The organism is Streptomyces sp. NPDC037421, from assembly GCF_055602105.1.
Genome location: NZ_JBVJWV010000051.1, coordinates 1 through 25044, shown reverse-complemented (window position 1 = coordinate 25044; position 25044 = coordinate 1). Strand labels below are relative to the sequence as shown.

Sequence of the window (25044 nt, the reverse complement as noted above, 5' to 3'; positions counted from 1 at the left end):
ACCCCCCCCCCCCCCCCCCCCCCCCCCCCCCCCCCCCCCCCCCCCCCCCCCCCCCCCCCCCCCCCCCCCCCCCCCCCCCCCCCCCCCGGGCCGGGTTGGGCCGGTTCGGGGGCAGCGCGTCGGTCAGCGCGCCGTCAGCACTTGAGACCGGCGGAGGCGGCCGTCGAGGCCTCGTCCAGCTTCTGGATCTGCGGCTGGAGCTGGGTGAGGGCGTCCTTGCCGGTGGTGTCGCCCGGCAGGTTCTCGTAGCCCTTCTTCAGGTTCTCCGCGGCTTCCTTGACCGCGTCCTGTTCCGCCTGCTTGAGCTTGGCCACGTTGTCCTTGACGTTCTCCCAGTCCTTCTGGACGGCGTCGTAAGCCTCCTTGACCTGGTCCTTGGTCGCGGATGCGGGGTCCATGGCCTTCAGCTTGGCATTGTCCGACTTGAGGGAGTTCAGGTCCGTACAGAGGTCGGCCGCGGCCTTGGTGGCCTGCTCGGAGGCCGAGTTGTCGTCGCTGTTGTCGGAGCAGGCGGCGAGTCCGAACACCGCGCTGACGCAGAGCACGCCGACCACGGGGAATCGCTTCATGGGAGACCTTCCTGACAGGGGCAGAGCGGATGTACGAGACCTTTCGGTACGCAAGCCAAAACTAAGCAGAAAGGGGGTGTCGCGCATCCGTACGCCGACCGTTCGGTGCTTCGGCGGGGCCGCGCCGCCCTACCCGGCCCCCGCCTGGAGGAAGCGGTGCAGGATGAGGTGGAGGGTGGGGAATTGCGCGGCCGGCCGGAAGGACGGGTCCGTGGCGGCGCTGGTGTAGAGCGAGGCGACGAGCGCGAGCACCCATGTGGCGGTGTCGTCCGGATTCAGCTCCGGGTCGATCCGCCCGGCGGCGGCCGCCCGGGCCAGGAGGGCGCCGACCGCGGCGTGTTCGGCGGCGTTGCCGCGGCTCAGCAGCGCTTCGAGCTCGGCGTCGCGGTACGCCTGGACCATGGCCTCCATGACCAGCTGCGGGACGAGCGGCTCCGCCGCGGCCTCGGCGAGCAGGTCGACGGCGTCCCGCAGGCCCTGCCACGGGTCGTCGGCCGACTGCGCCCGGGCCAGGCGCTCGGCCTTCTCCTCCCGGTCGCCGTCGAGCACGGCGAAGAAGATCGCCCGCTTGTTCGGGAAGCAGGGGAAGAGGTTCCCGGCGCTCATCCCGACCGCCTTGCAGATGTCGGCGGTCGTCGTGCGCTCGAAGCCCTTGGCCGCGAAGAGTGCGGCGGCGGCGTTCACGATGCGCTGCCGCTTCGCCTGGTGCTTGACCGGGTCAACCGTCCTCACGGTGTCGGCGTCCTTCCTGCGGGGGCGCACCTCCGACTGCACCGAGAACGTCACGCGTGACGTTCCGATCGACGAGGACAGGACCATGCCGGAAGCCACGACCGTGCGGGAGCTGTGGGACAGGACCCATCTGGCCCTGCTCCCCTGGACCCGCGTACCCCTGGGTGAGCTGCACGCACGCTCCATGGAGGCGGTGACCGCGGCGGTCACCGTACTGTGGGACGGCTGCGACGACGCGCTCCTCGACGCACCGGCCACGGACGGGCAGATCCACGCGATCGTCGCCGCGCGGACGGCGTACGGGCTCGGCTGGCGCGACGCGGTGCTCGGCGGCATCGCGTCGGACGCGCGGGCCGCGGGACTGGGCGCGGGCCCGGGTGGCCTGTGGACACCGGCCGGGCAGTGGAACCGTGGACGGGGGCGGGCGTTCCGGCCCACCCTCCGCCAGAACCTGGAGTTCTTCGCGAGGCATCCCTGGGCCGTGGAGTTGGAGCGCCTGCGGGCCGTGCGGTGCGCCGTCGAAGCCTCCGCAGGAGATCCGCGCACCACGCTCGCGTCGCTCTACCGCACGGCCTGGACCGACAAGGCAACCGAGCGCCGGGGGTGGGACGACGCCGAATGGTGGCAGTACCTGGACGTCGCCGAGCTGGCGTCCTGGACGGTGGTCGCGCTGGGGCTGCCCGCGGAACATCCCGCGAGCGCGGGGACGGCGGTCGAGGAAGCCGCCGAGGCGGTGAGTCCGGCCGACTGGACCTGGACGGGGACGGGCCTGCCGGAGGGCTTCCTCGACGCGGCGTTCACGGCACTCGGGCTGTGACACCGGCCCGGTGGGGGCATGGCGGGGTACCGGCCGATGCCGCTCCGGGCACACCGCTGCCGTCTTCCGCGCCCTGGCACGAACGGCGCGCGGGAGTGATCGCGCTCCGCCCCCGCCAGGGTCGTGGTCGGTGCCCGGCTCAGGCGCCGAGCGGCCACTGCGCCGGTTCGGCGTTGAAGCCCCGGAAGAGCTCGACCGCGGCCGGCTTCTGCCCGGCCGGGATCAGGAAGGCGGTGCAGATCTTCTCCGACTGTCCCGGGCCCAGGGTCTTCTCACTCTGCGTCGAGGGGCAGTCGGCCCACTTCGCCCTGCCCATCATGACGATCAGGGCGCGCGTCCGCAGGCCGGACTCCGTCCTGACCATCAGGTTGCCGTCCATGTCGCCGAGCTTCATGGGCGTGCCGCTCTTGTGGTTGAGGGTCGCCCAGACGAACACGGGGATCTGCGGGCCGTCCTTCTCGTCCTTCTGGAGGCCGGAGTTCTCCATGTCCGCCTCGGTACCGGTACGGACCTCAAGCGGGGTCACCGTGAACTTCGCGTCCTGCGAGTCCAGCTTCTGGCTCTCCTGGACCGGGCCCGCCTCGCCCAGGCGGAACGTCTTCTTGGCACCCGCGCCGGCCTGCGGCGAAGCCGGGTTGCCGCCCTTCGCCTTCGCCTGCGGCAGGCCATTGCAGCCGGTCAGTACGGCGACCGACGTCAGGGCCCCCACCGCCGCCGACGCGGCCCGCGTCCACGTACGCATTCTCATCTCGCCTTTCCCCGGACCGGGCGGCACTCCGCCACGACCCGCACCTCAATGTTCCGAGGGATCATCTTCTCAGAGGTGAACATGCCAAGCCGCCCACGCGCGGGTCGGCGGGCGTCCGGGCAGGCGGTCGGCGAGCGGCCTGGGGCGCGGTCTAGCGCTGGGTGGTCACCCTCGCGGTGAAGCCGTTCTGCTCGAACGTACGGATGCGGTCTCCCGAGACCTTCGTGATCTTCACCTGGTCCAGCCGGACGGTGGTGTCGACGGCCGTGGCGACGGCCGCGACCCCTCCCCCGCCGCCGCGGACGGTGTCCTTGACCGCGATGAACCTGCCGTCCTGGAAGGCCATCGCGAAGTACTCGTTGTCGATGAAGGTGTTGTGGCTGGTCTCCATCACGCCGAAGGCGTAGAGGCCCAGCTGGTTGCCCACGAGGCGGTTCCTGGTGACCGCGACGCCGGTGTTGGCCAGGATTCCGGCGTGCTGGATCTCGGTGAAGAAGTCGGGGCCGCAGCCCGGATCCGGCTCGCGGCAGGCGTTGTCGCTCACCGTGTTCTGCTCGGCCCGGCCGGTCGCCTCGACGAACTCGATGCCGTCGGTGGAGATGCTCTTCTGCCCGGTGACGACGTTGCGCAGCACGGTGGCCTTCGAGTCCGCGCTGAGCACGACGATGCCGGACCCCTGATAGTCCGTGACCTCGGAGTCCCGGATGTCCGCCGACCCCGCGCCGGCGGGGAAGTCCCCGATGAGGACGGCGTTGGCGCTCCGGAAGCAGGGGGCCATCGGCGTGTCCTTGATGTGGGTCACCGCCGCGTGGCTCAGGTCCAGGTGCGCCCCGCCCAGGACCCGGATGCCGGCTCCGAGCGCGCCCTCCGCGCAGGTGCCGGAACCCGGCCCGCTCACCGTGAGGCGGGAGATCTTCACGGACGCCGAGTTGTCGAGGGAGACGATCGAGTTGCGGCCGTCGGGGCCGGCCACCAGGTGCTCGGGGGCGAGGATCGTGGTCTTGCCGGCGCCCGCCCCCGTGAGGGTGAGGTTCTTGTGGATCGTCACCTGCTCGCGGTACACGCCCGGGCGCAGCGCGATGCGGTCCCCGGGGTGCGCGGCGTCGACCGCGGACTGGACGGTCGGGTAGGCGGCCGAGGGAACCACCAGTTCGCGTGGCGGCGACGCGGCGGACGAGGGTGCGAGGGAGCCGAGGGCCACCGAGGCGAGCAGCGTGCCGAGGGCCGCCGCGCAGCGTGAGCGGAGGGGGTTCATCGCGTTCTCCTGCCGAAGGGAGGGCCGTCGGCCGCGCATGGCCGCCCGGCGCCGTGGGACACGTGGCGGAGCGGCGGGAACGGCCGGTTCGCACAGGGCCACCCGAGCACAGGGCGGGCGGAAGCGGCGGGGGCCTTGCCGTAGGGGTGGGCCGTCCGGAGCAGCGGGACCACACGGCAAGGCGGGAGGGTGCCCGGTGTTCGGGCGCCCTCCCGCCGACCCGCGCGGCCTACTCCGCCGTCGGCGCGGTGCGGCGGCGGTCCGGCCGGAAGCCGATGGCCAGGACCACCGCGCCGGCCAGCGCGAATCCCGCCGTCCAGAGCGCACCGACGTGCATGGAGTGGAAGAACGCGGTGTCGGCCGCCTCGGCGAGCCCGGCGTCGTGCGTGGCGGCCGCCACGTGCCTGGCGAGCTCCGCGGAGACCCGGGCCTGGAGCCGTACCTCGTCCGGGAGGCCGGTGAGGGAGCCGTCGATCGCGCGCTGGTAGACGATCGAGGTGATCGTGCCGCCGGCCGCGATGCCCAGTACGCTGCCGGTCTGGCGCAGGGTGCTGTTGACCGCGCTGCCCGCGCCGGAGCGCTCCAGCGGCAGGGAGCCCAGTACCGCGCCCGTGACGGGTGCGATCACCATGCCGATCGCGGTGCCCTGGACCACCATGACCGCCGAGTACCAGGCGATCGGTGTGGTCGCGCCGAAGAGGGCCAGGGCCCCCATCGCCAGGGCCGCGACGGCGAGTGAGACGGACGAGACGAGCCGGACGGACGTACGGCGGGCCAGCCGGACGGCGATCGGCGAGCCGACGACGACTCCGAGCGCGGCCGGCAGCCCGAGGAGCGAGGCCTCGAACGCCGAGTAGTGGCGGGCGCCTTGCAGATAGAAGGCGAGGTAGAACGATCCGGAGGTCAGGGCCAGGAAGACCAGCATCAGGGTGAGGTTCCCGGCGGCGAACCCGCGCTGTGCCAGCAGCCTGGGGTCGAAGCTCGGGTGGGCGATCCGCAGCTCCGTGACCACGAACGCCCCGATCAGGGCGATGCCCGCCGCGGTGCAGCCCCAGACGCCCGGGTGGGCGAAGGACGCGTCCTGGCCGGCCCGGATCAGGCCGTACGCGAGGAGGCCGAGGCCGCCCGTGGACAGGAGCAGCCCGGCCGGGTCGAGGGGCCGGACCTGGGGGCTGCGGAAGTTGGGCACGTACCGCGCGACGAAGCCGAGGCCGACGACGACCACCGGTACGTTGACCAGGAACACCGACCCCCACCAGAACGCCGCGAGCAGCGCCCCGGCCAGGATCGGCCCGGCGGCGAGGCCGATGCCTGCGAAGGACGACAGCATGCCGAAGGCGGCCGGGCGTTCCGCGGGCTCGAAGGTCCAGCTGACCACCGCCATGGTGGCCGGGACGAGCAGCGCGGCGCCGGCTCCCATGACGGCGCGGCCGGCGATGAGCTGGACGGGGGTGGTGGCGTAGGCGGCGAGGGCCGAGGCGGCGCCGAACAGGGCCATGCCCGCCAGCAGGGTGTTGCGGTGGCCGAAGCGGTCGCCGAGCGCGCCGCCGGTGAACATCAGGCCGGCGAAGGCCAGCGTGTACGCGCCCGTGGCCCACTGGAGCTGGCCGGGGGTGGTGCCCAGTCCCCGGACGGGGTCGGACAGCGTCTCGAAGGCCGTGGACAGGATGGTTCCGTCGAGCCAGATGAGGAGCTGGGAGAAGACGAGGACGCCGAGGACGAGGCGGCGCCGGGCCGGTGGGAGGGTGGACCGGGCCGGTGCCGGCATGGCGGCCGGTGTCGTTGTCGTTGGGGGTCGTGTGGCGGATGACATGCGTGACTGCCTTCGGATCAGGGTGGGTTCGGCACGCCCTCGGCGTATGATCGTCAAGTACCTGACGGTCGACTCATCGTGACAACTCGTCAAGTACCTGTCAATCATGATTTCGGAGGTCGCCCATGGGCGAGCAGACCCAGGGCCGGGTGCTGAGCTTCCTGGTCCGCCACACCTGGCTCGGCATGCGGGCGGCGATAGGGGCCGAGCTGGCGGAATTCGGGCTGACCGTTCCGCAGTTCGCGACCCTGATGATGGTCAGGGCGTCTCCGGGGATGTCCGTGGCGCAGCTGGCCCGCTCGGTCGGGAGCACCCGCCAGGCCGCGAACGAGATGCTCGCGGCCCTGGAGCGCGACGGCCTGATCACCCGGTCCCCGCACCCCACCGACCGAAGGACGCACCAGTTGCAGGTGACCGACCTCGGGAGCACCCGCTACGAGGAGGCGCTCCCGGCCGTCGTGCGCCGGGAGGCCGAGCTCGAGGAGGGGCTGGCCCCGGAGCAACGGGAGGCCGCCCTCGCCTGGATGTCGGCCGTCACGACGGCCTGCCGGGAGCCGGCGGACGGTTGCGACCAGTGAGCCGAACGCCGGGCTCCGGGCCGGCCGCGGACTCCCCGGCGGCGGTCAGGACCGCGCGGTGGGCCGCACCACGATCCCGCTGACGTCGACGCCGTCGGGCTGCCCGATCGCGTGGCCGATGGCCGAGGCGACGGCGGGGGGCGGCATGGCGGTCCGGTCGCGCTGCCGGATCACCGCGGCCGCGCCTGCTCCACGGCCGCCGTCCAGGCGGCGATGTCCGCGGGGGCCGCCGGGCGGGGCTCGGCGTCGTAGAGCTGGGCCACGCCTTCCTCCGGGCGGGTGGCGGGGTTGGTCGCCCACACGTACGCCTGCCCCACCAGGTACTTGTGGGCGGACTCGTCGCTCTGGCTGACCAGCGTCTCCCCCGAGGCGCTGCCCTTGAGGACGCGGTCGACGCGTACGCGGTAGGCGTCGGACGGCAGGCCTTCGACGGTGCGGCGGCCGAGGTCCTCGATGACGGTGCCGACGAAGACCGCGGTGGCGTCCGGGGCGACGAGAAACGGGTCGGTGGTGTCGAAGGCGTGGACGACCTCGCTGACGGCGTGCGCGTCGCGGTACCGCTCCCAGCCGAGCCAGGCTCCGCCCGCGAGCACCGCCGTGGCGGCGGCCGGGACGGCGGCCGCGAGGAGGAGCTTGTTCGTGGTCATCCCCACAGCCGGTGGTAGTAGGTGCGGTCGTTGGCCGTGATCCGGTCGATGCCGAAGCGGGCGGCCTCCGCGTTGTCGGCCCACATGATCGAGCCCGCCTTCGCGCTCTTGTGGCAGAACCCGAGCGCGTGGCCCAGTTCGTGGGTGGCGACGCGGCGCCGGTGCGCGGTCGTACCGCGTGCGCCGCCGTCGTCGAGGTAGTAGCGGTTCATCGTGATGCTGTCCGTGCCCGGGAGGCCGGTCCAGCGGGCGAGGACGTTCTTCCAGTCGCCTCCGCTCGACCGGGTGTCGTTCCACTCCAGGTCGGCGACCTCCGAGGCGGTGTCCGGACGGAAGCCGACCTTCTTGAGGCTGCCGCCGGTCCACTGGCCGACGGCGTGGGCGCGGGCGTCGTCGAAGACGGTGTCGTCCTCCCAGGCGATCACCCCGTGGTCCACGGAGGACCGCCCGCGGGAGTCGTGGCCGGAGGGGACACACGCCTCGGGGCCCCGTCGGAGGACCGGCCCGGGGTGCGGCAGTGAGAGCAGGACCGTCGCCGCGGTGGAGGCCGCCAGCCCGGTCAGGAAGAGGAGCACCCGGGAAAGTTACCCAACGTCAGACTGTGTGCACAAAATGTGGCCGCCGGCGAACGGGTACCGGGAGCGGCTGCCGACGGCACCCGCGCCCCACGGACTTCCCGGCGGCTACCGGCCGGCGCCGGCGTTCGTCCGCGTCCAGTCCAGGTAGGCCTGCGAAGCCCCGGCCGCCGGGACGACGAACCACTGCGGTACCTCGTGGGTGTGCCGTGCGTGCACCCACTCCCTCAGCTCCGCCGCACGTTCCGGCGTGGTCTGGAAGGAAACCCGGTACTGGCGCTCGTGACGCACCGTCTCCTTCCACCACGAGAAGGTCGTCATCCGCGCGTCCACGTGCGCCCCGGCCGCGAGCCGCGCCTCCACCGCGCCGCGCGCGATGTCGTAGGCCACCGATTCGTCGTCCACCACGGTCTGGGCGACCACGATCCCGTTCCCACCGCTCACTGCCCCACCTCACCTCTCCTCGTTCGCCAACGGCCCCACCCTGGACGGGAGCGCCCGGTGCCGCCCTACATGCGGGCCGGGGCGGGGTCCGACTCGTTCAGCTCGGCGATCAGGGCGTTGCGGCCGGCCAGCATCTCCGTGAGGATCCGGCGCGCGGCGCGCAGGAGTTCGGCGACGTCGCCGCCGGCGAGGGCGTACGTGACGGTCGAGCCCTCGCGGGTGGAGACGACGATGCCCGAGCGGCGCAGGACGCCCAGCTGTTGCGACAGGTTGGACGCCTCGACGTCGATCTCGGCCAGCAGGTCCCGTACGGGCATCGGGCCGTCCTGGAGGAGCTCCAGCACGCGGATGCGTACCGGGTGACCGAGCATCCGGAAGAACTCGGCCTTGGCCTGGTACAGCGGGACCTGCATTCCCACGACGCTCCTGTTCCTCTTCGAACGGACTCCGGCTCGGGCGGGGATCACCACCCCCACCCATCGTCGCGTCCGGCCGGCCCACGCGGAACCGATGATGACCGGTTTCACATGTTCCGAGTTGAAGAGTTCTTCAACTCATGGGCGTGCGTGGGCCCGACGGACGCCGCGACTAGACCTCCAGCTCGGCTTCGATGCGGCTGAGCTGGTGTCGGGCCATCGCCAGGTTCGACCTGCCCCGGTCGAGGACCAGGTAGAGGAACAGACCGCCGCCGGAGCGGCTGCGCCGGATCCGGATCAGGTGGTACTGACCGCCGAGCGTGATCAGCACGTCCTCGATCTCGTCCTGCATCCCGAGCATCTCCATCGTGCGCAGCTTGGCACGGATGACGTCGGTGTTCCCGGCGGCGGCCACCGTCAGGTCCAGGTCCTTGCCCCCGCCGAGCGTGCCCAGGGCCATCCCGCTGGCGTAGTCCACCAGCGCCACCCCCAGGGCCCCTTCGATCGAGGTCATCGCTTCCTTCAGTGACACTTCCACGTTCGCCATGGCTGTCCTCCGCTGGTGTCGTGTGCCGGGCGTGGCACGGATCTTCCGTACCGGGACGCTACCGATCGCGCGGCTCCGTCTGGCGGGATCACCGGAATTGGCCGGATTCCGCCGCTGTCAGGCGGCGTTCGCGGCGGGCTCGCGCAGGCGTGCCGCCGCGGTGCGCCAGGCGTCGGTGACGGCGGCGTGCGCCTGGAGGGTGCGGGCGGCGGTGTCGCCGGTCAGCTCCAGCGGGCGTCCGACGTGGACGTGCAGCCGGGGCCGTCGCAGCGGGGCGGTGACGAGGCCGGCGACCTGCTTGGCGGCGCCTCCGGAGGTGATGCGCCTGGCCCCGGCCTGGCCCACCGGTACGACGGGCACTCCGGTGCGCGCGACGAGCCGGGCGAGCCCGCTGCGGAAGGCCAGGGGTGCGGCTTCGGCGGCGTCGCGGCGGGAGGGGATGCCGCCCTCGGCGTACATGAGCACCGAGCGTCCCGCGGCGAGTGCGGACGCGGCGTGGTCGAGTGCCTCGGCGGCCCGCCGGTCCCCCCGGTGGACGGGGATGTGGCCCTCGCGGACCAGCAGGCGTCCCAGGACCGGGGCTCGCCACAGCCCGGCGGCGGCCATGACGACGGGTTCGACACCGCAGCGGCGCAGGGCGGCGAGGACCACGGCGGGATCGGCGAGGGAGGTGTGGTTGGCGACGATGACGCTGCCGGGCGGCACCCGGACGTCGGGCTCGGTGGTGACGCGGACGTGTCCGAGGGTGGGGACGAGGAGCTGGGCGAGGCGGCTGAGCATGGCGTTCTTCCCGGTTCGTGACGGCGGCTACGACGACTGCGGCGACTGCTCCCAGGGTCGTCAACGCGTGCCCGGCCCGCCTGAGTCGTCCTACTCAGACCCAACGGGTCGCCCTACCCAGGGGATGCGCCGGCCGGGGCCGTCGGCGTGGCGGTCAGGAAGCGCGGGGGGCGGTCACGCGTACGGGCTCCAGCGGCCCAACCGGGCGAGCAGGGCCCTGGTCTGACCGGAATTCAGGCCGAGGTCGGCCGCGACCGCGTCGGGCGCCCTCGCTCCCGGAGCTCGTGGGCGGGCCAGTAGCCGAGGTCCGCGGCCAGGACCTCCAGACGCCGCACGGCCTTGACCGCGGCCGCCGGGGACTGCGCCGCCAGGGCCTCGACCGCCTGCTCGACCTGCTCCAGCAGGGCCTCCAGTTCCGATGGGAGGGGAACCGTGCCGTCACCGACGCGGGCCATGTGCCCGTCCCAGTCGTCCATGCACCGGTCGGCGAAGGCCACCCCGGCCTCGTGGAAGCGCCGCTCGCCGAAGGCGGCCCAGTCCAGGTGGCGGTCCGGGCCCTTCCAGCCGCAGGCGCACTCCGCCCGCAGCACGGCCGCCCGGGGCCGGTCCGGGTGGGCGCCGCCGTCGTAGACGCTCCAGTGGGTGACCTTCCGGCCATCGGCCGATGACACGGCGTCGAAATACACGGGCTCGGGAACACTGCCGTCGGCCAGGAGCACACCCACCCGCCCCTCGTGCGAAGGGCCGTACTCATCGGTCGTCCACGTCTCGTCATCCGCCACGACAGCCCCTCCTGCCTTCCGCCCGGAAACCCGGCCTCGGGACCGACTCTCCCGCAGCCGCGGCCGCCTGGGCGGGCGAACGGGCGAAGTCCTGCCCGAAGGGCGACGGCCGGCCGGTCAGCGGCGCCTGCCGCGAAGCTCCTCCGGGCCGACGAACCCGGTCTCGTCGCGGCCGGAGGAGAGGAACGCGTCGACCTCCGGGGCACAGGAGAGTCGGGCCTGCCAGGTGTTGACGACCCCGTACAGCGCGGCAAGGGAGAACGTGCGGCGGGACTCCTCGAGCGCCCCCGCCCACTCCGCCTCGAACGCCGGCACCCAGCGTTCGGCCCGGCGGTCGGCGCGCAGCGCCGCGAGGAGTTCGGCCGGGGCGCCGGGCGCCGGCGCGTGGGCGCGGGGCGGGGCGGGTACCTGCTCGGGCTGTGCGCTCACGGGCTCCTCCAGGCGGGGCGTACCCCCACGGTAGCCGCCTGGGCCTGCCGGTCACCGCCGCCGCGACGGCCCAGGGTCCGGAGCCGGCCGGTGTCGGCGTCCTGGGCACCGCCGGTGAGCTGGTCCTCTGCATCCACGACCGCATCCCGGCGGACTCCGTGCGGATCGACGGGGACGCCGTGCCGATCGACCGGCTCCGCGCCTGGGGCCCGGAAGCCCAGGACGTGTCCGCCGCCTCCGCGTCCCGGTCGGGACGCGGGGGCGGCGGGGCCGCGTCACGCGACGGCGGTCCCCTCCAACTCGACCATCAGGCCGGGGATCGCCAGCCGCGTCACCCCGAGCATCGTGCTGGCCGGCGCCACCCGGGCGGCGCCCAGCCGCGCCGCCAGCACGCCGTAGTGCCGGAAGAGCAGGTCGACGTCGGTCGTGTAGACGCTGAGCCGGACGAGGTTCGCCAGGGACATCCCGGCCTCGCCGAGCACGGCCTCCAGGTTGTCGACGCTCAGCGCCAACTGCGCCCCCATGTCCCCCTCGTGCTGCGGCTTGCCGTCGGCGCTCATCGCGGTCTGCCCCGAGATGTACAGGGTCCGCGTGTGCCCGGAGACCAATTCGCCCTGGTTGAATCCGAATTCCGTCGACCACGACACCGGGTTGACCGCCGTTCGTTCCATCGCCACGTCAGCTCCATTCGATCCACTGGGATTACGTACGTACATGCGTCCGCCGGCTCGGCAACCGCCGGCTTCGACGTCGTGGAACGAGCCTCGCAACAAATCACGACATCCTCGGTCAGGTATTTCGTTAGGGTTCCGGCATGCGCGCCGATCGGCTGGTTTCGCTGGTACTCCTGCTGCGGCAGCGCGGTCGGCTCACCGCCGACAGCCTGGCCCGCGAGCTGGACGTGTCCACCCGCACCGTGCTGCGTGACATCGAGGCGCTTTCCGCGGCCGGGGTCCCCGTCTACGCCGAACGCGGCCGGCACGGCGGCTTCTCGCTGCTGCCCGGCTTCCGGACCGAGCTCACCGGACTGAACCACGACGAGGCCCTCGCCCTGCTGACCGCCGGATCGGGGCGCGGCGAGCTGGTGTTCGGTCTGGGCTCGGCGCTCGCCTCGGCCATGCGCAAGGTCGTCGACGCGCTGCCCGAGGGCCATCGGGCGGTCGCGAGCGACGCGGCCCAGCGGTTCCTCGTCGATCCCGAGAGCGACCTGCTCTCACGCCGGCCGGCCGCGGACGAGATACCCGGCGCCGCGTTGACCGAGGTCCGGCGCGCGGTGCTGGCGGGACACAAGCTGCGCATCCACTACGCGGCCACGGGCGAGGCGCCGCAGTGGCGTACGGTCGACCCGATCGGCCTGGTCACCGTACGCGACCGGGGCTACCTGCTGGCCACGAGAGCGGGCGCGGACCGCACCTACCGGCTGTCGCGGGTGCTGGCGGCCGAGGCGCTCCCCGAGCAGGCCGAGCGCCCGAACCGGGTCGATCTGGACCGGATCTGGCGGGAGCGCTCCGCGCGGTTCCTCTCCGGGGGCGAGCACCTCACCGTGCTGGTACGGGTGGACCCGGCGCGGCGGGAGGAGCTGCTGGGCACCGCGCTGGCCGTCCGCGCGGAGGAACCCGGCACGGACGACGACGGCTGGGTGCGGCTGGAGGTGACCTACCAGGACTCACGGCACGCCGAGTGGGCGCTGTGGCAGCTCGGCACGGGCGCGGAAGCCCTGGCCCCGCGGTCGTTGCGCACCTCCCTGCGCGCCCGCGCCGCCGCGATCGCGGCCCGCTACGCGGACCCTTCCCGGGAGTGAGGGGCCGTCCCGTCCGGCCGGGAGCACTTCATGCCGCGTCCGCGCCGGCTACGGGGATGTCCAGCCGGGCGGCCACGGTGGTGAGGGCCGGCCCCAGGGGGAGGGCGACCCGGGTGACGGCGTGCCGGTCGCCGCGGGTCGGGTCCTGGTTGACGATCAGTACCGGCTTCCCGGCCCGGGCCGCCTCTCGGACGAAGCGGAGCCCGGACATCACGGTCAGCGAGGATCCCAGGACCAGCAGTGAGGCCGCCGCGTCGACCAGTGCGCGGCAGTGTTCGACCCGCTGCGGCGGGACCGATTCGCCGAAGAACACCACATCGGGTTTGAGGATGCCGCCGCACCTCGCGCAGGGCACCACGCGGAAGTCCGCGACCTGCTCGTCCGTGAGGTCGGCGTCGCCGTCCGGATTCATCGCGGCGGCCACCGGCTCGAATCCCGGGTTGGCCTCCTCCAGCCGGCGGGCGAGTTCGCCGCGCGGCCCGGCGGCTCCGCAGGACAGGCAGACGACCCGGGCGAGGCTTCCGTGGAGCTCCACCACCGGGTCGCTGCCGGCGGCCTGGTGCAGGCCGTCGACGTTCTGGGTGATGACTCCGGCGAGCAGGCCGTGCCGCCCGAACGCCGCCACGGCCCGGTGCCCGGCATTGGGCCGCGCCCGGCCGAAGGTGCGCCAGCCGAGGTGGCTGCGCGCCCAGTACCGGCGGCGGGCCTGGGCACCCGCGGTGAAGTCCTGGTAGGTCATCGGGGTGTGCCGGCTCAGGCTCCCGCCCTCGCCGCGGTAGGCGGGGATGCCCGACTCGGTGGAAATGCCCGCCCCGGTGAGCACCAGCACACCGCCGGCGGCGAGCGCGTCGGCGACGGGGCCGAGGTCCGTGCTGCCGGGCGGCAGGCTCTCGGTCGGGGTCCAGCTCAGAGTGGGGCGCGTGCGCATGTCGCCAGCGTACGGAAGCCAAGGGCTGTCCCGTAGTCCCCGGCGGATCAGCGCACGGCGTCGGATGCGGTGCATCGCGAGGCGGAGGGGCGCGCCCGTACTGGGCGTATTCGGGCGTTCCGGCGACGCAGCGAGGTGCCGTGGCCGGCGTCGTGCGCCCGCCGGGGCAGCCCTTAGGCGAGCAGCCACCGGGGCGGGTGGGCGGGCCCGGCCGCCAGGCCCGGGACGTCCCGGCGGAAGAGTTGTGCCAGCGCCACGAACGGTACGGGGCCGTCCCCCTCCGGTGCCGTGCCGGCGGGCCACGGCCGGCTCTTCGGCCATGCACCGAGGGGCCTGGGCGTTGCGGATCTCGTCCGGGGCGTACCCCTCGGTCCCGGGCTGGTGGGGCTCGTGGCAGAGGGGCCACGGTTCGCGGGCCGGCCACAGCATCGGCCCGCCGACATGGCTCTCGCGCATGCCGGGCGAGCCGTGCCGGGGGTGCAGCCGGGTGGTCCGGCCCCGGTGCGCGGCCAGCTCCGGGAAAACGGCCTCCACGGACACCGGTCCGGCCGGCGTGGTCCTCGTCATGGCCTGACCGTACGCGCCCGGGAACCGCGGCACCGAGGGTCCAGGCGGGGCGCCGCGAGCGGCTGACCGACGGACCGGCAATCCCCCGTGCGGGCGACCCGGCCCTGTTCGAGCGAGTTTCAACGCCTTCGGCCCGGACTCCGCACGCCCGGCGGACGCGTCTGGAACATTCGTTCACCTGCTGCCCCCGGACGGGCCGTGACGGACCCGTTCCGGAGGCGTTCTTGGAGCACCGGTACCAGCCGTACGCCCATCCGGAGGACGCCGTGCATGACGTGCCCGCCCGCCCCGCGGCCCCCGCCGCATTCGAACATCCCCGTCGCTCCGCCGGCCCGGGCAAGCGCCGCGGGCGCCGTGTTGCCGGCCCCGGCGGGGTACGGGGACGGCCTCGTGAGCGGGGGATCCGGGCCCGGGGCCGCCGCCACCGCGTCGTGATCGTCCGTACCCGTCCCCCTGTGAGGAGTCCGTGATGACCGTTTCCGAGGAACCGCGCGGTACCGCCGCGCTGCTGGTCGACAGCAACGGCCGGTACCTGCTGCACCTGCGTGACGCGAACAAGAGGATCTGCGACCCCGGCACGTGGTCCATCCCCGGCGGGGACCGCGAGGGCACGGAGCCCGCCCGGGAGGCGGTCGCCCGGGAGCTCTGGGAGGAGACCGGCCTGGTGGTGCCGCTGGAGGAGTTCACGGTCGTGGGCAGTGTGGGCCCCGACGGTGCCGAGGGGCGGATCCAGGTCTATCTGGGAGCCTGGGACGGCAACGCGGACGATCTCCCCTGCCCGGAAGGGATCATGTTCCGGCACTTCGACGCGGCCACCGTCCCGTACCTGACGATGTGTCCGTGGACGAAGGACGTGATCGACCTCCACCAGGCCCGGGCACCCGCCCGTACGCTCCTCCCGGCCCGGGCCCGGCCCGGCGGCCGGGCCCGCCCCAACGTGGTGGGCGTCCACCTGTACCTGGAGCGGGACGGCAGGGTGCTGCTCGGGCTCCGCCACCCGGACTCCGCCTTCGCCGCGTCCACCCACCACTTCCTCGCGGGGCACTGCGAGCAGGAATCGGCGGTCGCCTGCCTGATCCGGGAGGCCCTGGAGGAGGCGGGCCTCGTCCTCGACCCGGCCCACGTGGAACTGGCCCACCTGGTGCACATCGTGGACCACGTCGGCGGTCAGCCCCGGATGCAGCTCGTCTTCCGCGCCCGGCAGTGGGCGGGGACGCCGGAGGTACGGGAGCCCGACCGGTGCGTCTCCTGGGACTGGTGGCCGGCGGACGCGCTGCCGGAGCGGATCGTCCCGTACGCGCGGACGGCCATCGAGGGCATCCGCGCGGGCCGCCTCTACAGCGAGCTCGGCTGGACCTGACCGCCGCCCGGCCCCGCCCCGCCCGGGCGGACCCCCACGCCCCTGAGCCGCGTTTCGCCGAGCGACACCCCCCGGTACGGGCCTGCCCCTCTTGTGCCCGGCGAGCTCGGTCGGCAGGGTGTCCGGGTGCGTGCTGATCTTGCTTCGAGGGTTTGGGGGAACGGATGCTGACCGGGATCGTGATCGACGCGCTGGACGTCGTACGCATGGACCGCTTCTGGCAGGAGGCGACGCGGGGACGGACGGGCGGTCTGCGGCTGCGGTTCGTGCCGACGGCGACGCCGAAGGCGGGCAAGAACCGGCTCCACCTCGACCTGGCCGGGGGCGCGGACTGGGAAGCGGAGGTGGCGCGCCTGCTCGCGCTCGGGGCGACACGGGCCGACGTCGGCCAGGGGAACGTCCCGTGGGACGTGCTGGCCGATCCGGAGGGGAACGAGTTCTGCGTGCTGCGGCCCGGCCACCCCGGCGTACTCGCCGACTCCGGCCTCGTCGCGGTCTGCCTCGACATCGCCGAGGAGGACCGCCAGGCCCAGGAGGCCTTCTGGCCGCCCCAGGCCGACTGGAACGCGGTCGAGTCCCACACCTGGGGCTTCCGGCTCCGCCGGACTCCCACCAGCACGGTCTCGCTGGTGATGGGGCCGCCCGCGGCGCCGAAGGCGGGGCGGAACAGGCTGCGGCTGGAGACCACCCGTCCCGGCCGGGAGCCCGGCGAGTTCCTCGACGCCGGCGGGAACGAGTTCCACGTCACCGCCCCTGCCTCCCCCGGCGGTCTCGGCTCCGGTTGAGTCTCCCGTGGGGGGAGACATCAAGCTGGGGGCATGGACAGCGACACGCTCTTCTCCATCGGAGAACTATCCCGCCGGACCGGCCTGACGGTGAAGACCATCCGGTTCTATTCCGACCGGGGCATCGTCCCGCCGACCGACCGGAGCCCGGCGGGGTACCGGCTCTACGGCACCGACGCGCTCGCCCGCCTGGACCTCGCCCGCACGCTGCGTGATCTCGGGCTGGACCTGGCGACCGTGCGCAGGGTGCTGGACCGGGAGGCGTCCATACCGGAGGTCACGGAAGCGCACGCCAAAGCCCTGGACGTGCAGATCCGGACCCTCCGTCTGCGCCGGGCAGTCCTCCGCGCAGTCGCCAGACGCGGCCCCACCACCATGGAGATGGACCTGATGCACCGACTCGCCACGCTCTCCCAGGCCGAACGACACCGGTTGGTGTCCGACTTCATCGACGACGCCTTCGAGGGTCTCGACACCAACCCCGAATTCGTGGCCCTGATGCGGTCCGCCGTGCCCGAGCTCCCGGACGATCCCACGCCCGAGCAGGTCGAGGCCTGGGTGGAACTCGCCGGACTCTGCCAGGACGCGGACTTCCGCGCCGCGATCCGCCGCGTGGCGCAGGACCAGGCGGAAGAGCCCTCCCCGCAGGACGCCTGCAGCCTGCACGACGACATCAACCAGGCGATGCGTGAACGAATCGACGAGGCAGCGGCCGCCGGCCTCCTGCCGGCCTCCGCCACCGGGGCGCCCCCCTCCGACTCGCTGGGCGGTCTCTACGCCGACGCGTTCCAGCGGGCCGACGCGGGCGATCTGCGGCGCTGGCTCCTCGCCCGTCTGCGGACCACCGCGGACCACCGTGCCGAGCGCTACTGGCGGCTGCTGGCCACGGTCAACGGATGGCCCGCGTCACCGGCCCTCGCTGCGGTCTACCCCTGGTTCACCACGGTCTTCGCCGGGAGCGGCACCGGCACGATCGGGGAGGTCCGAGGCGATGAGGACGCGTGACCTCAGGTTCGGCCTGTACGCGGACGAACAGGGACTGGCCTGGGTGAGGGAACTCGTCGCGGAGGCGGTGGGCTGCCGCGGGGCCCGGATCACCGGTGAGACCGTCTCGACGGAGACCCTCCCCCACAGCGGGCTGCCGACCGCCGACATGTACGACCTCCTCGCGGAGCAGTGGGCCGTGGAACACCCCGGCCAGGGCAGCGGCGCACGGCAACTGATCGAGCTGCGCGTTCACTTGACGTGCTCCCTGCGGACGTGGCGGGCGGTCCGCAAGACGGTGATCACGGCCATGTGCCCGGCGGGAACGGCCCCTCACGTCTGCCGTGTTCCGTGGATGGCGATGGCGACCTGAGGGCCGAAGTCTCCGGCCGGGGGCTTTGCGCGGCGCCGCTCGCCTGGTGGGGTTCCTCTGCTCGCCGCAGGGCCAGTGGATCGACGGACAGCTGCTCAGGAGCGACGGCGGCTTCACCAACTGACCGGTCGGCCCGTCATTCGGTCCAGATGTCCAGGAGTTGGTTCGCCGCCCGGAAACTGTCGGGGGGATCCGCGTTGCACACCACGGTGACCGCGGTGTTCCGGTCCGGGCTCACCTTGAAGGTGCTGTGGAACTGCTCCCAGTCGCCCCGGTGGAGGAGGCTCTTGTCGGGCAGGAGGAGGATTCCGGCCCCGTAGCGCCCTTCTTCGACGCCGCGCGGGCGCAGGACGTCGCCCACGCTCACCGCTCCGTCGGTGACTCCGGCGAGGAGTTCCCTTCCGCCGATGCGGCCGGTGCGGTAATTGTCGGCCCAGCGGACGAGTTCTCCGGCAGTGGTCTGGACGGATCCGTCTCCGTACTGTTTCCAGGGGGAGGAATTGGGGGTGAAGGAGCCGTCCTTCCCGTCGTACGACTTCGCCTTGCCGGGAACGTCCACCGCCGGGGAGAGGGTCATGCGCAGGTGCAGCGGGGTGAAGAACTCCTGCTGGAGGAAGTCCGGGAACGGCTTGCCGGTGACTCTTTCGACGACGTGGGCCAGGAGGAGGTAGTTGGAGTTGGAGTAGGAGAAGCTCTTCCCGGGCTTTTCCTCCGGCCGTGAGGCGAGGATGGCCGCGAGCGCTTCCCCCTGGCCGGCCGGGTCCGTCAGCTTGACGCCCTCGGCCTCGAGCAGGTCCTGGTAGTCGGGGATGCCGCTGGTGTGGCGCATCAGGTCGCCGAGGGTGACGTCCTTGGTCCAGGCGGGCGGATCGTCGAGGAAGTCGGACAGGGGGTCGCCGAGTGCGAGTTGGTGCCGCCCGGCGAGCAGGAGGACGGCGTCCGCGGTGAACTGCTTGGAATTCGACGCCATGTCGAAGACCGTCTGCGGGGTGATGGCACGCCCGGTCGCCAGGTCGGCCTTCCCCCTCCCCGCCTCCCAGACGACCTCGCCGCGTTCACCGACCGCGGCCGCACATCCCGGGCCGTCGGGGGAAGGCACGAGTTCCCGCAGGACCGCCGCGCTGCGCTGCCCGCGGTCGTCACCGGCTCCGTGTGCCTGCGGGGTCAGGGCTCCGAGCGCGGCCACGATCACGGCGCCCCCGGCGGTGCACAACGACACCGTCCGATTCACCCGGACCACCTTCTTCCCTCCTTCGAGAGTCCTCCGGCGGCCGTGCCGTGGCCAGTCGATCAAGGGCAGGCGGAGCTCCCGCCCGGGGAGGGGGTCCCGCTGATGCCGAGGACGCGGAGCACGCTTCGTCGAGCGTGGATCCAGGTCCGGTGACGTGCTCGGGCACCGTCTCGAGCAGGTCCCCGCCGCGGTACCACTGCGCCGTGCCGACGGAGGACTTGCCGGAAGCGGAGTTGGTCCCGTCAGGGGTGGAGGGTGATGTGGGGGGCGAGGGCCGCGAGGAAGTCGGGGGCGTCGAAGATGCGGCCGGCGGAGGCGACGCCGGTGGTGCGGATCCGTCCGGTCAGGACGCGGTCGAGGGCTTCGACGACCAGGGGCGCGGTGACGGCGTAGATGTCGCGGCCCCCGGCCACGGCGCGACGTTCGACGCCGCCGGAGCGGACGACCGCGTCGACGAGGAAGGTCTGGCCGGAGCGGCCGAGCTCGTCGGTGGCGGTGGGGGCGGGGGTGTCGGACGAGGCGATGTCCTGGACGGCGTCGACGGCCATGTGGGTGTGGACGTCGCGGATCGACAGGTGGTCGGTGACGGTGACGACGTCGGCCATGGTGAACTCGGTGACGACCGGGCGGGGGCCCATCGGGGCGGGGAAGGGCCACTCGGCGGTGGGCGGGGTGTCGGTGCGGCGCTGCCAGGCGCCGCCGCTGTAGCGCAGGCGGTGGTCGCCGCGCCGCTCGCGTGAGACCGCGCCGGACAGGCGGGTTCCGGCGGTGGGGTGCCAGTCGCTCAGGCCGTAGGCGATGTGGGCCTCGTCGGCGTGGGTCCAGTCCCCCATCGCGGCCGTGACCAGCAGGTCGCCCAGGCCGCCGAAGAACGCCATCGCCGGGACGACGACCGCGCCGGCCTCGCGGGCCCGGTCGGCGTAGTGGGCGAAGGTGTCGAGGTTGGCCTCCAGTTCGGCGGCCACGTCCAGGTACGGGATCCCCGCGCGCAGGGCCGCCTCGATCACCGGTCCGGTCGTCGAGGCGAACGGTCCCGCGCAGTTGATCACCGCGGCGGTGCCGGTCAGAGCTGCGTCGAGCGCGGCCGCGTCGTCGACCGCGGCCGGCCGGGCCGGGTACCCGGTCGCGTCGGCCAGGGCGGTCAGCTTCGCGGTGTCCCGGCCGGAGAGGACCGGCAGGTACCCGCGGGCGGCCAGCTCCGCCACCACGAACCTCCCCGTGTGTCCGTACGCGCCGTAGACCGCCACCGTCGTGTCGTGCACCGTGCCGTTCACGTAAACCGTTCCCCTGCCTCGCGTCTGCCGTGCGCCCGGGCCCCCCTTGCTCGCTCGGCGGCCCGGTGCGCCGTAACGGACCCCATCCTGGCCGGACCCGGCACACCCGCGACAGTGTCCGGAACGACATGGGACGTACAGTTCCCGACATGAGAAGCGTCGCGCTGGCCGTCACCGACGGCATGCTCCATTTCGAGTTGTCGCTGGCCTGCGAGGTCTTCGGTTCGGACCTGACGCATCTGGTGGACCCCTGGTACCGGTTCTCGCTGTGCGGCCCGGGGCCGGTGGTCGTGGACAGGTTCCGGCTGGAACCGGACGAGGGACTCGACGGGCTCGCACGCGCCGACACCGTGATCGTGCCGGGCTGGGCCGACGTCGACCGCGACCCGCCGGCCGGACTCGTGGACGCGGTGCGCGCCGCCCACGACGCGGGAGCCCGCGTGGCGTCCCTGTGCACGGGCGCGTTCGTCCTGGCCGCCGCCGGACTCCTCGACGGCCGGCGCGCCACCACGCACTGGGCCCACACCGCCGAACTGGCCCGCCGGCACCCCCGCGTCACCGTCGACCCCGATGTCCTGTACGTCGACAACGGCAGCGTCCTGACCTCCGCGGGGAAGGCCGCTGCCATGGACCTGTGCCTCCACCTGGTCCGGCTCGACCACGGGACGGCGGTCGCGAACACCGTCGCCCGCCGGCTGGTCGTCGCCCCCCACCGCGACGGCGGCCAGGCCCAGTTCGTCCGTACGCCCGTTCCCGCGCCCGGCAACCACCCCCTGGCCGGACTGCTCCCCTGGGTCCTGGCCCGCCTCGACGCACCCCTCACCGTCGAGGACCTCGCCCGGCAGGCCCGTATGAGCTCCCGCCACCTGACCCGGCACTTCAAGACCGTCACCGGCACCACGCCGCTCCAGTGGCTCCACATCCAGCGCATCCGCCGCGCGCAGGAGCTCCTGGAGGGTACCGACGCCACCGTCGACGCCATCGCCGCCACCACGGGCATGGGCACCGCCACCACGCTCCGCCGGCACTTCAACCGGACGGTCGGGGTCCCGCCGGACACCTACCGCCGCACCTTCCGCGTCCATGCGAACGCCCCCGGGAGCAGGGGAAAATGACTGCCGTCCTGCCCCGGGGTGCAGCAGAATCACCGCATGGCAGACATGGGAGTGTTCCGGAACGCGGTGGCCGACTGGGCGGCCGGCGGCCCCGGCGGGCCGGCCGGGGAGCTGGCGGCGGAGCTGGGTGTCGCGGCGGTGGTGCTGGTCGAGGGGCCCAGCGACCTCGCCGCCGTCGAGACCCTGGCGGCGCGCCTGGACCGGGACTTGGCGGCCGAGGGCGTCTGCGTCATCTCCATGGGCGGAGCGATGAACATCGGCCGCTACGCCCGGCTCCTGGGCCCGCCCGGACTGGGGCTGCGCGTCACCGGGCTGTGCGACGAACAGGAGCAGCCGTTCTACGACCGCGCCCTCCAGCAGGCCGGCGCTCCCGGCCACGAGGTCTTCGTCTGCGTGAAGGACCTCGAAGAAGAGCTCATCCGCGCGCTGGGCGTGCCCAGGGTGGAAGAGATCATCGAGGCGGAAGGCGACCTCGTCCCGTGGCAGACCTTCATCCGCCAGCCCGCGCAACGGGGCCGCGACCCGCACCACCGGATGCGGCGCTTCCTCGGCACCAAGAAGGGCCGCAAGATCCGCTACGGCCACCTCCTCGCCCAGGGCCTCGACCTCGGCCTCGTCCCCGCGCCCCTCGACGCCCTGCTCACCTCCCTGCGCGACACGGAAGGCGCTGACCGCGGGAGGCGCTGACGGGGCGCGGCCGCCGACGGGCTACGCGAGTGCGCCGTCGAGGGCGTCGAACAGTCTCTCGACGTCCTCGTCCGTGGTGTGCAGGTGCGGGCTGATGCGGATCGACGTGCCGCGCGCGCCCACGAAGACGTCCGCCTCCTCCAGCCTCGCCACCACCCGCCCCCGCAGCTCTTCGGGGACGGTGATGCCCAGCATGTGCGGGCCGCGCGGCAGGGGGGTGGGCAGCGCCCGCTTGCGGGCCTCCTCCTCGATGCGGCCGGTGACGGCCGACAGCGCCCCGGCGACGGCGGGAACCGTCCAGGCCGACAACTGGCGCAGGGCGGCGACCGCCATCGGTGTGAGTTCGAAAGCGGTACGTCCGCCCGCGTCGAAGCGGCGGGCGCCCGGCTGGTAGCCGGAGCGGTAGTCGACGAGCCCGGCGAAGTCCTCGGAGCCCTCGCGCACGATCCAGTTCTCCTCCAGGGGCCGCCCCTGGTGGTGGGCGGGAGCCGCGTAGAGGTAGCCCAGTCCGAAGGGGCCCAGCAGCCACTTGTACCCCACGCTGACGAGGAAGTCGGGCCGGAGCACGCTCATGTCGAGCGGCACGGCCCCCGCCGACTGGCTGGCGTCGACGACGAACGCCGCGCCGGCCGCCCGTGCGGCCCCGGCGATCGGTTCCAGGTCCAGCAGGGCTCCGTCGGTCCAGTGCGCCTGCGGTACGCAGACCACGGCCACGGCCCCGTCCAGGGCGCCGAGTACCGCTTCCGTCCACGTCGCGCCCGGCTCCCGCCGGACGGTGAGCAGCGAGGCGCCGGTGCGTTCGGCCAGCCGCCGCCAGGTGTAGACGCCGGAGGGGTACTCGCCGTCGAGGACCAGGATGCGGCTCCCGGCGGGCGGGTTCAGATTGGCGGCGGCGACCGCGAGGCCGTAGCTGGTGGCCGGGACCAGGGCGATGTCATCGGCGGTCGCCCCGATGAGCCCCGCGAAGAGCCTCCTGCGCTCCTCCGCCCCGTCGAACCAGTCCGCGGTGCGGATCCGCCACGGCTGGGCCCGTTGCCGCAGGGCCGCCTCGCCCGCGTCGCGGGCGGTCCGCAGGGTCGGGGCGAGCGAGGCGGTGTTGAAGTAGGCGACGTGTCCGGGGATGTCGAAGAGCTCCCGGGCGGCGCCGAACGGCGTGTGGCCGCTGGTGGTGGTCATGAGAGTCCTTGCCTGTGGGGAACGGACCGTGCGCAGGAGGGGGCCCGGCCGTCACCGGCCGGGGCGGGCCAGGCCGGTCAGCAGTACGTCGAGGGCCAGCTCGGTCGCCTCCGGCAGCGGGGTGTCGTCGAGGAGGGAGCCGAGGGCCAGTGTCGCCAGTCCGTGCACGGTGGAGAAGGCGACCTGGGCGAGGCGGGCCGGGTCGCCCTCACGGACCACTCCCTCCGCCTGCGCCTGCGCGATGAGCTCGGCCGTGGTGTCGAGGCTGCGGTGCCCGAGCTCCCTGAGTTCGGCGCTGGAGTCGTCGGCGTGCTTGGCGCTGAACATCAGGTTCAGCAGGGGCGCGTGGCCGACGGCGAAGTCGACATACGCCCGCCCCAGGCCGGCCAGGCGGACCGGCACCGGCCCGGGCGCTTCGGCGGCGGCGCGCAGGCGGGCGTTCAGCCGGGTGAAGCCGCTGACGGCGAGGGCGTCCAGCAGGGCCTGCCGGTCGCGGAAGTGACGGGACGGCGCGGCGTGGCTCACGCCGAGGTCGCGTGCCAGGGCCCGGAGGGACAGGCCGTCCACGCCCGATTCGGTGAGGACGGTCTCCGCGCGCTCCAGCAGGGCGGTCCTGAGGTTGCCGTGGTGGTAGGGCCCTTCGGTCAAGGCGGGCTCCCCTCTCCTGATGTTGTCATTGACTACAATGATGACGCCGCCTACATTCGAGACCGTCCAACACGTGGAAACGGAGCAGCCGACGATGCCTATGACATACCAGGGGACCGTGACCCTGATCACCGGGGCGAGTGCCGGGCTCGGTGTCGAGTTCGCCCGCCAGTGGGCCGGGCGCGGGGCGGACCTCGTACTCGTCGCCCGCCGCCTCGACCGGCTCGAAGAGCTCGCGGCGGACCTGGAGAAGCGCTACGGCGTCACCGCCCACGTGATCGCCGCGGACCTCGCCCGTCCGGGGGCCGCGGCCTCGCTGCGTGCGGAGCTCGACGCCCGCGGGATCACCGTGCACTCCCTCATCAACAACGCCGGCTTCGGCAGCCACGGCCCGTTCGTCCGCCAGGACATGGCGCAGATCAACGAGATGATCCAGCTGAACGTCACGGCCGTCACCGAGCTCACCCGGGCGTTCCTGCCCGATCTCGTGTCAGACGGCCGGGGTGCGCTGGTCACGGTCGCGAGCGCGGCCGCGTACCAGCCGACCCCCGCGATGGCGGTCTACGGCGCCAGCAAGGCGTTCGTGCTGAGCTTCACCGAGGCCGTCGGCTACGAGACCCGCACCTCGCCGCTGCGGGTGCTCGCCGTATCGCCGGGTCCGGTCAGCACCGAGTTCTTCGACGTCGTCGGCAGCCGGGACGCGGCCGTCGGCCGGATGGCCACGCCCGAGCAGGTGGTGACCGCGACGCGCCGTGCGCTGGAGCGCGCCAAGACCCCGCCCAGCATCGTGGCCGGCCTCGCCAACCGCGTCTCCGCGATCGCCTCCGCGCTGACGCCCCGGCGCCTCACGCTGGCGGTGTCGGGGCGGATCCTGAAGGCCTGAGGCCTTCGGCCGTGCACGTGCGGGAACGCCCGGCCGAGGGATCTCGGCCGGGCGTTCCCGGTGTTCTGTGCAGCCTGCCGCTGGTCTAGTACCAGTGGTT

At 73.3% G+C, this 25044-nt stretch carries 31 protein-coding genes and 1 pseudogene; 11 read left to right on the top strand and 21 right to left on the bottom strand.

What is annotated here, in order from left to right; all coding sequences use genetic code 11:
• Window positions 1-134: 134 nt before the first annotated feature.
• Both ACZ7IF_RS36995 and ACZ7IF_RS36990 read right to left on the bottom strand, forming a co-directional pair.
• Window positions 135-569, bottom strand: a complete 435-nt coding sequence (locus tag ACZ7IF_RS36995; RefSeq protein WP_470981132.1) for a type IV pili methyl-accepting chemotaxis transducer N-terminal domain-containing protein — start codon at window positions 567-569, stop codon at window positions 135-137.
• A 129-nt stretch (window positions 570-698) separates the two neighbouring features.
• The gene (locus ACZ7IF_RS36990; RefSeq protein WP_470981129.1) at window positions 699-1301 is read right to left on the bottom strand and encodes a TetR/AcrR family transcriptional regulator; all 603 of its coding nucleotides are present in this window, start codon (window positions 1299-1301) and stop codon (window positions 699-701) included.
• A 1-nt stretch (window position 1302) separates the two neighbouring features.
• On the opposite strand from ACZ7IF_RS36990, the gene ACZ7IF_RS36985 reads away from it, so the two are divergent.
• Window positions 1303-2118 (top strand): hypothetical protein, encoded by an 816-nt coding sequence (locus tag ACZ7IF_RS36985; RefSeq protein ID WP_470981126.1) that lies wholly within the window; start codon window positions 1303-1305, stop codon window positions 2116-2118.
• A 139-nt stretch (window positions 2119-2257) separates the two neighbouring features.
• On the opposite strand, the gene ACZ7IF_RS36980 is transcribed toward ACZ7IF_RS36985, so the two are convergent.
• From ACZ7IF_RS36980 to ACZ7IF_RS36970, 3 genes are all read right to left on the bottom strand, one after another.
• Entirely contained in the window at window positions 2258-2860 is a 603-nt protein-coding gene (locus ACZ7IF_RS36980) for a hypothetical protein (RefSeq protein WP_470981123.1), read from the bottom strand.
• A gap of 157 nt (window positions 2861-3017) precedes the next feature.
• Window positions 3018-4121, bottom strand: coding sequence for a right-handed parallel beta-helix repeat-containing protein (locus tag ACZ7IF_RS36975; RefSeq protein WP_470981120.1), 1104 nt, complete (start codon window positions 4119-4121; stop codon window positions 3018-3020).
• A 229-nt stretch (window positions 4122-4350) separates the two neighbouring features.
• A complete protein-coding gene (locus ACZ7IF_RS36970; protein WP_470981117.1) occupies window positions 4351-5889 on the bottom strand; it encodes an MFS transporter in 1539 nt (512 codons plus the stop codon).
• 170 nt (window positions 5890-6059) lie between these two features.
• Here ACZ7IF_RS36970 and ACZ7IF_RS36965 point away from each other — a divergent pair, with 170 nt between their 5' ends.
• A complete protein-coding gene (locus tag ACZ7IF_RS36965; RefSeq protein WP_470981114.1) occupies window positions 6060-6512 on the top strand; it encodes a MarR family winged helix-turn-helix transcriptional regulator in 453 nt (150 codons plus the stop codon).
• Window positions 6513-6557: 45 nt separating this feature from the next.
• Here ACZ7IF_RS36965 and ACZ7IF_RS36960 read toward each other — a convergent pair whose 3' ends face one another.
• The 11 genes from ACZ7IF_RS36960 to ACZ7IF_RS36910 form a co-directional block, all read right to left on the bottom strand.
• A complete protein-coding gene (locus ACZ7IF_RS36960) occupies window positions 6558-6686 on the bottom strand; it encodes a hypothetical protein (RefSeq protein ID WP_470981112.1) in 129 nt (42 codons plus the stop codon).
• Window positions 6683-7159 (bottom strand): hypothetical protein, encoded by a 477-nt coding sequence (locus ACZ7IF_RS36955; RefSeq protein WP_470981109.1) that lies wholly within the window; start codon window positions 7157-7159, stop codon window positions 6683-6685. Before ACZ7IF_RS36955 ends, ACZ7IF_RS36960 begins: the two co-directional genes overlap by 4 nt.
• Window positions 7156-7734, bottom strand: coding sequence for a zinc metalloprotease (locus ACZ7IF_RS36950; protein WP_470981106.1), 579 nt, complete (start codon window positions 7732-7734; stop codon window positions 7156-7158). The genes ACZ7IF_RS36955 and ACZ7IF_RS36950 overlap by 4 nt, the downstream gene beginning before the upstream one ends.
• 108 nt (window positions 7735-7842) lie before the next feature.
• Window positions 7843-8178, bottom strand: coding sequence for a divalent-cation tolerance protein CutA (cutA, locus tag ACZ7IF_RS36945; RefSeq protein WP_470981103.1), 336 nt, complete (start codon window positions 8176-8178; stop codon window positions 7843-7845).
• 65 nt (window positions 8179-8243) lie between these two features.
• Window positions 8244-8591, bottom strand: coding sequence for an ArsR/SmtB family transcription factor (locus tag ACZ7IF_RS36940; RefSeq protein ID WP_470981100.1), 348 nt, complete (start codon window positions 8589-8591; stop codon window positions 8244-8246).
• A 175-nt stretch (window positions 8592-8766) separates the two neighbouring features.
• Complete coding sequence (locus tag ACZ7IF_RS36935) at window positions 8767-9141, bottom strand: hypothetical protein (protein WP_470981097.1); 375 nt, start codon at window positions 9139-9141, stop codon at window positions 8767-8769.
• A gap of 117 nt (window positions 9142-9258) precedes the next feature.
• Window positions 9259-9921, bottom strand: coding sequence for a lysophospholipid acyltransferase family protein (locus ACZ7IF_RS36930; RefSeq protein WP_470981094.1), 663 nt, complete (start codon window positions 9919-9921; stop codon window positions 9259-9261).
• Window positions 9922-10154: 233 nt separating this feature from the next.
• Window positions 10155-10703, bottom strand: coding sequence for a hypothetical protein (locus ACZ7IF_RS36925; protein ID WP_470981091.1), 549 nt, complete (start codon window positions 10701-10703; stop codon window positions 10155-10157).
• Between the two features lie 117 nt (window positions 10704-10820).
• Entirely contained in the window at window positions 10821-11132 is a 312-nt protein-coding gene (locus ACZ7IF_RS36920; RefSeq protein ID WP_470981088.1) for a DUF6247 family protein, read from the bottom strand.
• The gene (locus ACZ7IF_RS36915; RefSeq protein ID WP_470981085.1) at window positions 11129-11269 is read right to left on the bottom strand and encodes a hypothetical protein; all 141 of its coding nucleotides are present in this window, start codon (window positions 11267-11269) and stop codon (window positions 11129-11131) included. The genes ACZ7IF_RS36920 and ACZ7IF_RS36915 overlap by 4 nt, the downstream gene beginning before the upstream one ends.
• 138 nt (window positions 11270-11407) lie before the next feature.
• Entirely contained in the window at window positions 11408-11803 is a 396-nt protein-coding gene (locus ACZ7IF_RS36910) for a RidA family protein (RefSeq protein ID WP_470981169.1), read from the bottom strand.
• A gap of 143 nt (window positions 11804-11946) precedes the next feature.
• Between ACZ7IF_RS36910 and ACZ7IF_RS36905 the strand changes: the two genes are divergently transcribed.
• Window positions 11947-12933, top strand: a complete 987-nt coding sequence (locus ACZ7IF_RS36905; RefSeq protein ID WP_470981082.1) for a helix-turn-helix transcriptional regulator — start codon at window positions 11947-11949, stop codon at window positions 12931-12933.
• A gap of 28 nt (window positions 12934-12961) precedes the next feature.
• Here the strand turns inward: ACZ7IF_RS36905 and ACZ7IF_RS36900 are convergent, their stop codons facing one another.
• The gene (locus ACZ7IF_RS36900; protein ID WP_470981079.1) at window positions 12962-13861 is read right to left on the bottom strand and encodes an NAD-dependent protein deacetylase; all 900 of its coding nucleotides are present in this window, start codon (window positions 13859-13861) and stop codon (window positions 12962-12964) included.
• A gap of 1036 nt (window positions 13862-14897) precedes the next feature.
• Here ACZ7IF_RS36900 and ACZ7IF_RS36895 point away from each other — a divergent pair.
• From ACZ7IF_RS36895 to ACZ7IF_RS36875, 5 genes and pseudogenes are all read left to right on the top strand, one after another.
• Window positions 14898-15788: an NUDIX hydrolase gene (locus ACZ7IF_RS36895; protein ID WP_470981075.1), complete on the top strand. Its 891-nt coding sequence runs from the start codon at window positions 14898-14900 to the stop codon at window positions 15786-15788.
• A gap of 164 nt (window positions 15789-15952) precedes the next feature.
• Window positions 15953-16573, top strand: a complete 621-nt coding sequence (locus ACZ7IF_RS36890) for a VOC family protein (protein ID WP_470981072.1) — start codon at window positions 15953-15955, stop codon at window positions 16571-16573.
• A gap of 33 nt (window positions 16574-16606) precedes the next feature.
• Entirely contained in the window at window positions 16607-17578 is a 972-nt protein-coding gene (locus ACZ7IF_RS36885) for a MerR family transcriptional regulator (RefSeq protein ID WP_470981069.1), read from the top strand.
• On the top strand, window positions 17565-17930 hold the full coding sequence (locus ACZ7IF_RS36880) for a hypothetical protein (RefSeq protein WP_470981066.1): 366 nt from the start codon (window positions 17565-17567) through the stop codon (window positions 17928-17930). The genes ACZ7IF_RS36885 and ACZ7IF_RS36880 overlap by 14 nt, the downstream gene beginning before the upstream one ends.
• Window positions 17931-17943: 13 nt before the next feature.
• A pseudogene (locus ACZ7IF_RS36875) lies at window positions 17944-18054 on the top strand (SDR family oxidoreductase); the annotation flags it as partial.
• Between the two features lie 12 nt (window positions 18055-18066).
• Here the strand turns inward: ACZ7IF_RS36875 and ACZ7IF_RS36870 are convergent.
• Window positions 18067-19161, bottom strand: a complete 1095-nt coding sequence (locus ACZ7IF_RS36870; protein WP_470981063.1) for a serine hydrolase domain-containing protein — start codon at window positions 19159-19161, stop codon at window positions 18067-18069.
• A 242-nt stretch (window positions 19162-19403) separates the two neighbouring features.
• Window positions 19404-20435, bottom strand: coding sequence for a saccharopine dehydrogenase NADP-binding domain-containing protein (locus ACZ7IF_RS36865; RefSeq protein WP_470981060.1), 1032 nt, complete (start codon window positions 20433-20435; stop codon window positions 19404-19406).
• A gap of 149 nt (window positions 20436-20584) precedes the next feature.
• Between ACZ7IF_RS36865 and ACZ7IF_RS36860 the strand changes: the two genes are divergently transcribed.
• Window positions 20585-21550 carry a helix-turn-helix domain-containing protein gene (locus tag ACZ7IF_RS36860; RefSeq protein WP_470981057.1) on the top strand — a complete coding sequence of 322 codons (966 nt, stop codon included), beginning with the start codon at window positions 20585-20587 and terminating at the stop codon, window positions 21548-21550.
• A 36-nt stretch (window positions 21551-21586) separates the two neighbouring features.
• Window positions 21587-22237 (top strand): TOPRIM nucleotidyl transferase/hydrolase domain-containing protein, encoded by a 651-nt coding sequence (locus ACZ7IF_RS36855; protein ID WP_470981054.1) that lies wholly within the window; start codon window positions 21587-21589, stop codon window positions 22235-22237.
• A 21-nt stretch (window positions 22238-22258) separates the two neighbouring features.
• Here ACZ7IF_RS36855 and ACZ7IF_RS36850 read toward each other — a convergent pair whose 3' ends face one another.
• Both ACZ7IF_RS36850 and ACZ7IF_RS36845 read right to left on the bottom strand, forming a co-directional pair.
• Window positions 22259-23413 (bottom strand): aminotransferase class V-fold PLP-dependent enzyme, encoded by a 1155-nt coding sequence (locus ACZ7IF_RS36850; RefSeq protein ID WP_470981051.1) that lies wholly within the window; start codon window positions 23411-23413, stop codon window positions 22259-22261.
• Between the two features lie 51 nt (window positions 23414-23464).
• Complete coding sequence (locus ACZ7IF_RS36845) at window positions 23465-24061, bottom strand: TetR/AcrR family transcriptional regulator (RefSeq protein WP_470981048.1); 597 nt, start codon at window positions 24059-24061, stop codon at window positions 23465-23467.
• Between the two features lie 94 nt (window positions 24062-24155).
• On the opposite strand from ACZ7IF_RS36845, the gene ACZ7IF_RS36840 reads away from it, so the two are divergent.
• Window positions 24156-24944, top strand: a complete 789-nt coding sequence (locus ACZ7IF_RS36840) for an SDR family NAD(P)-dependent oxidoreductase (RefSeq protein ID WP_470981045.1) — start codon at window positions 24156-24158, stop codon at window positions 24942-24944.
• Window positions 24945-25044 lie beyond the last annotated feature (100 nt).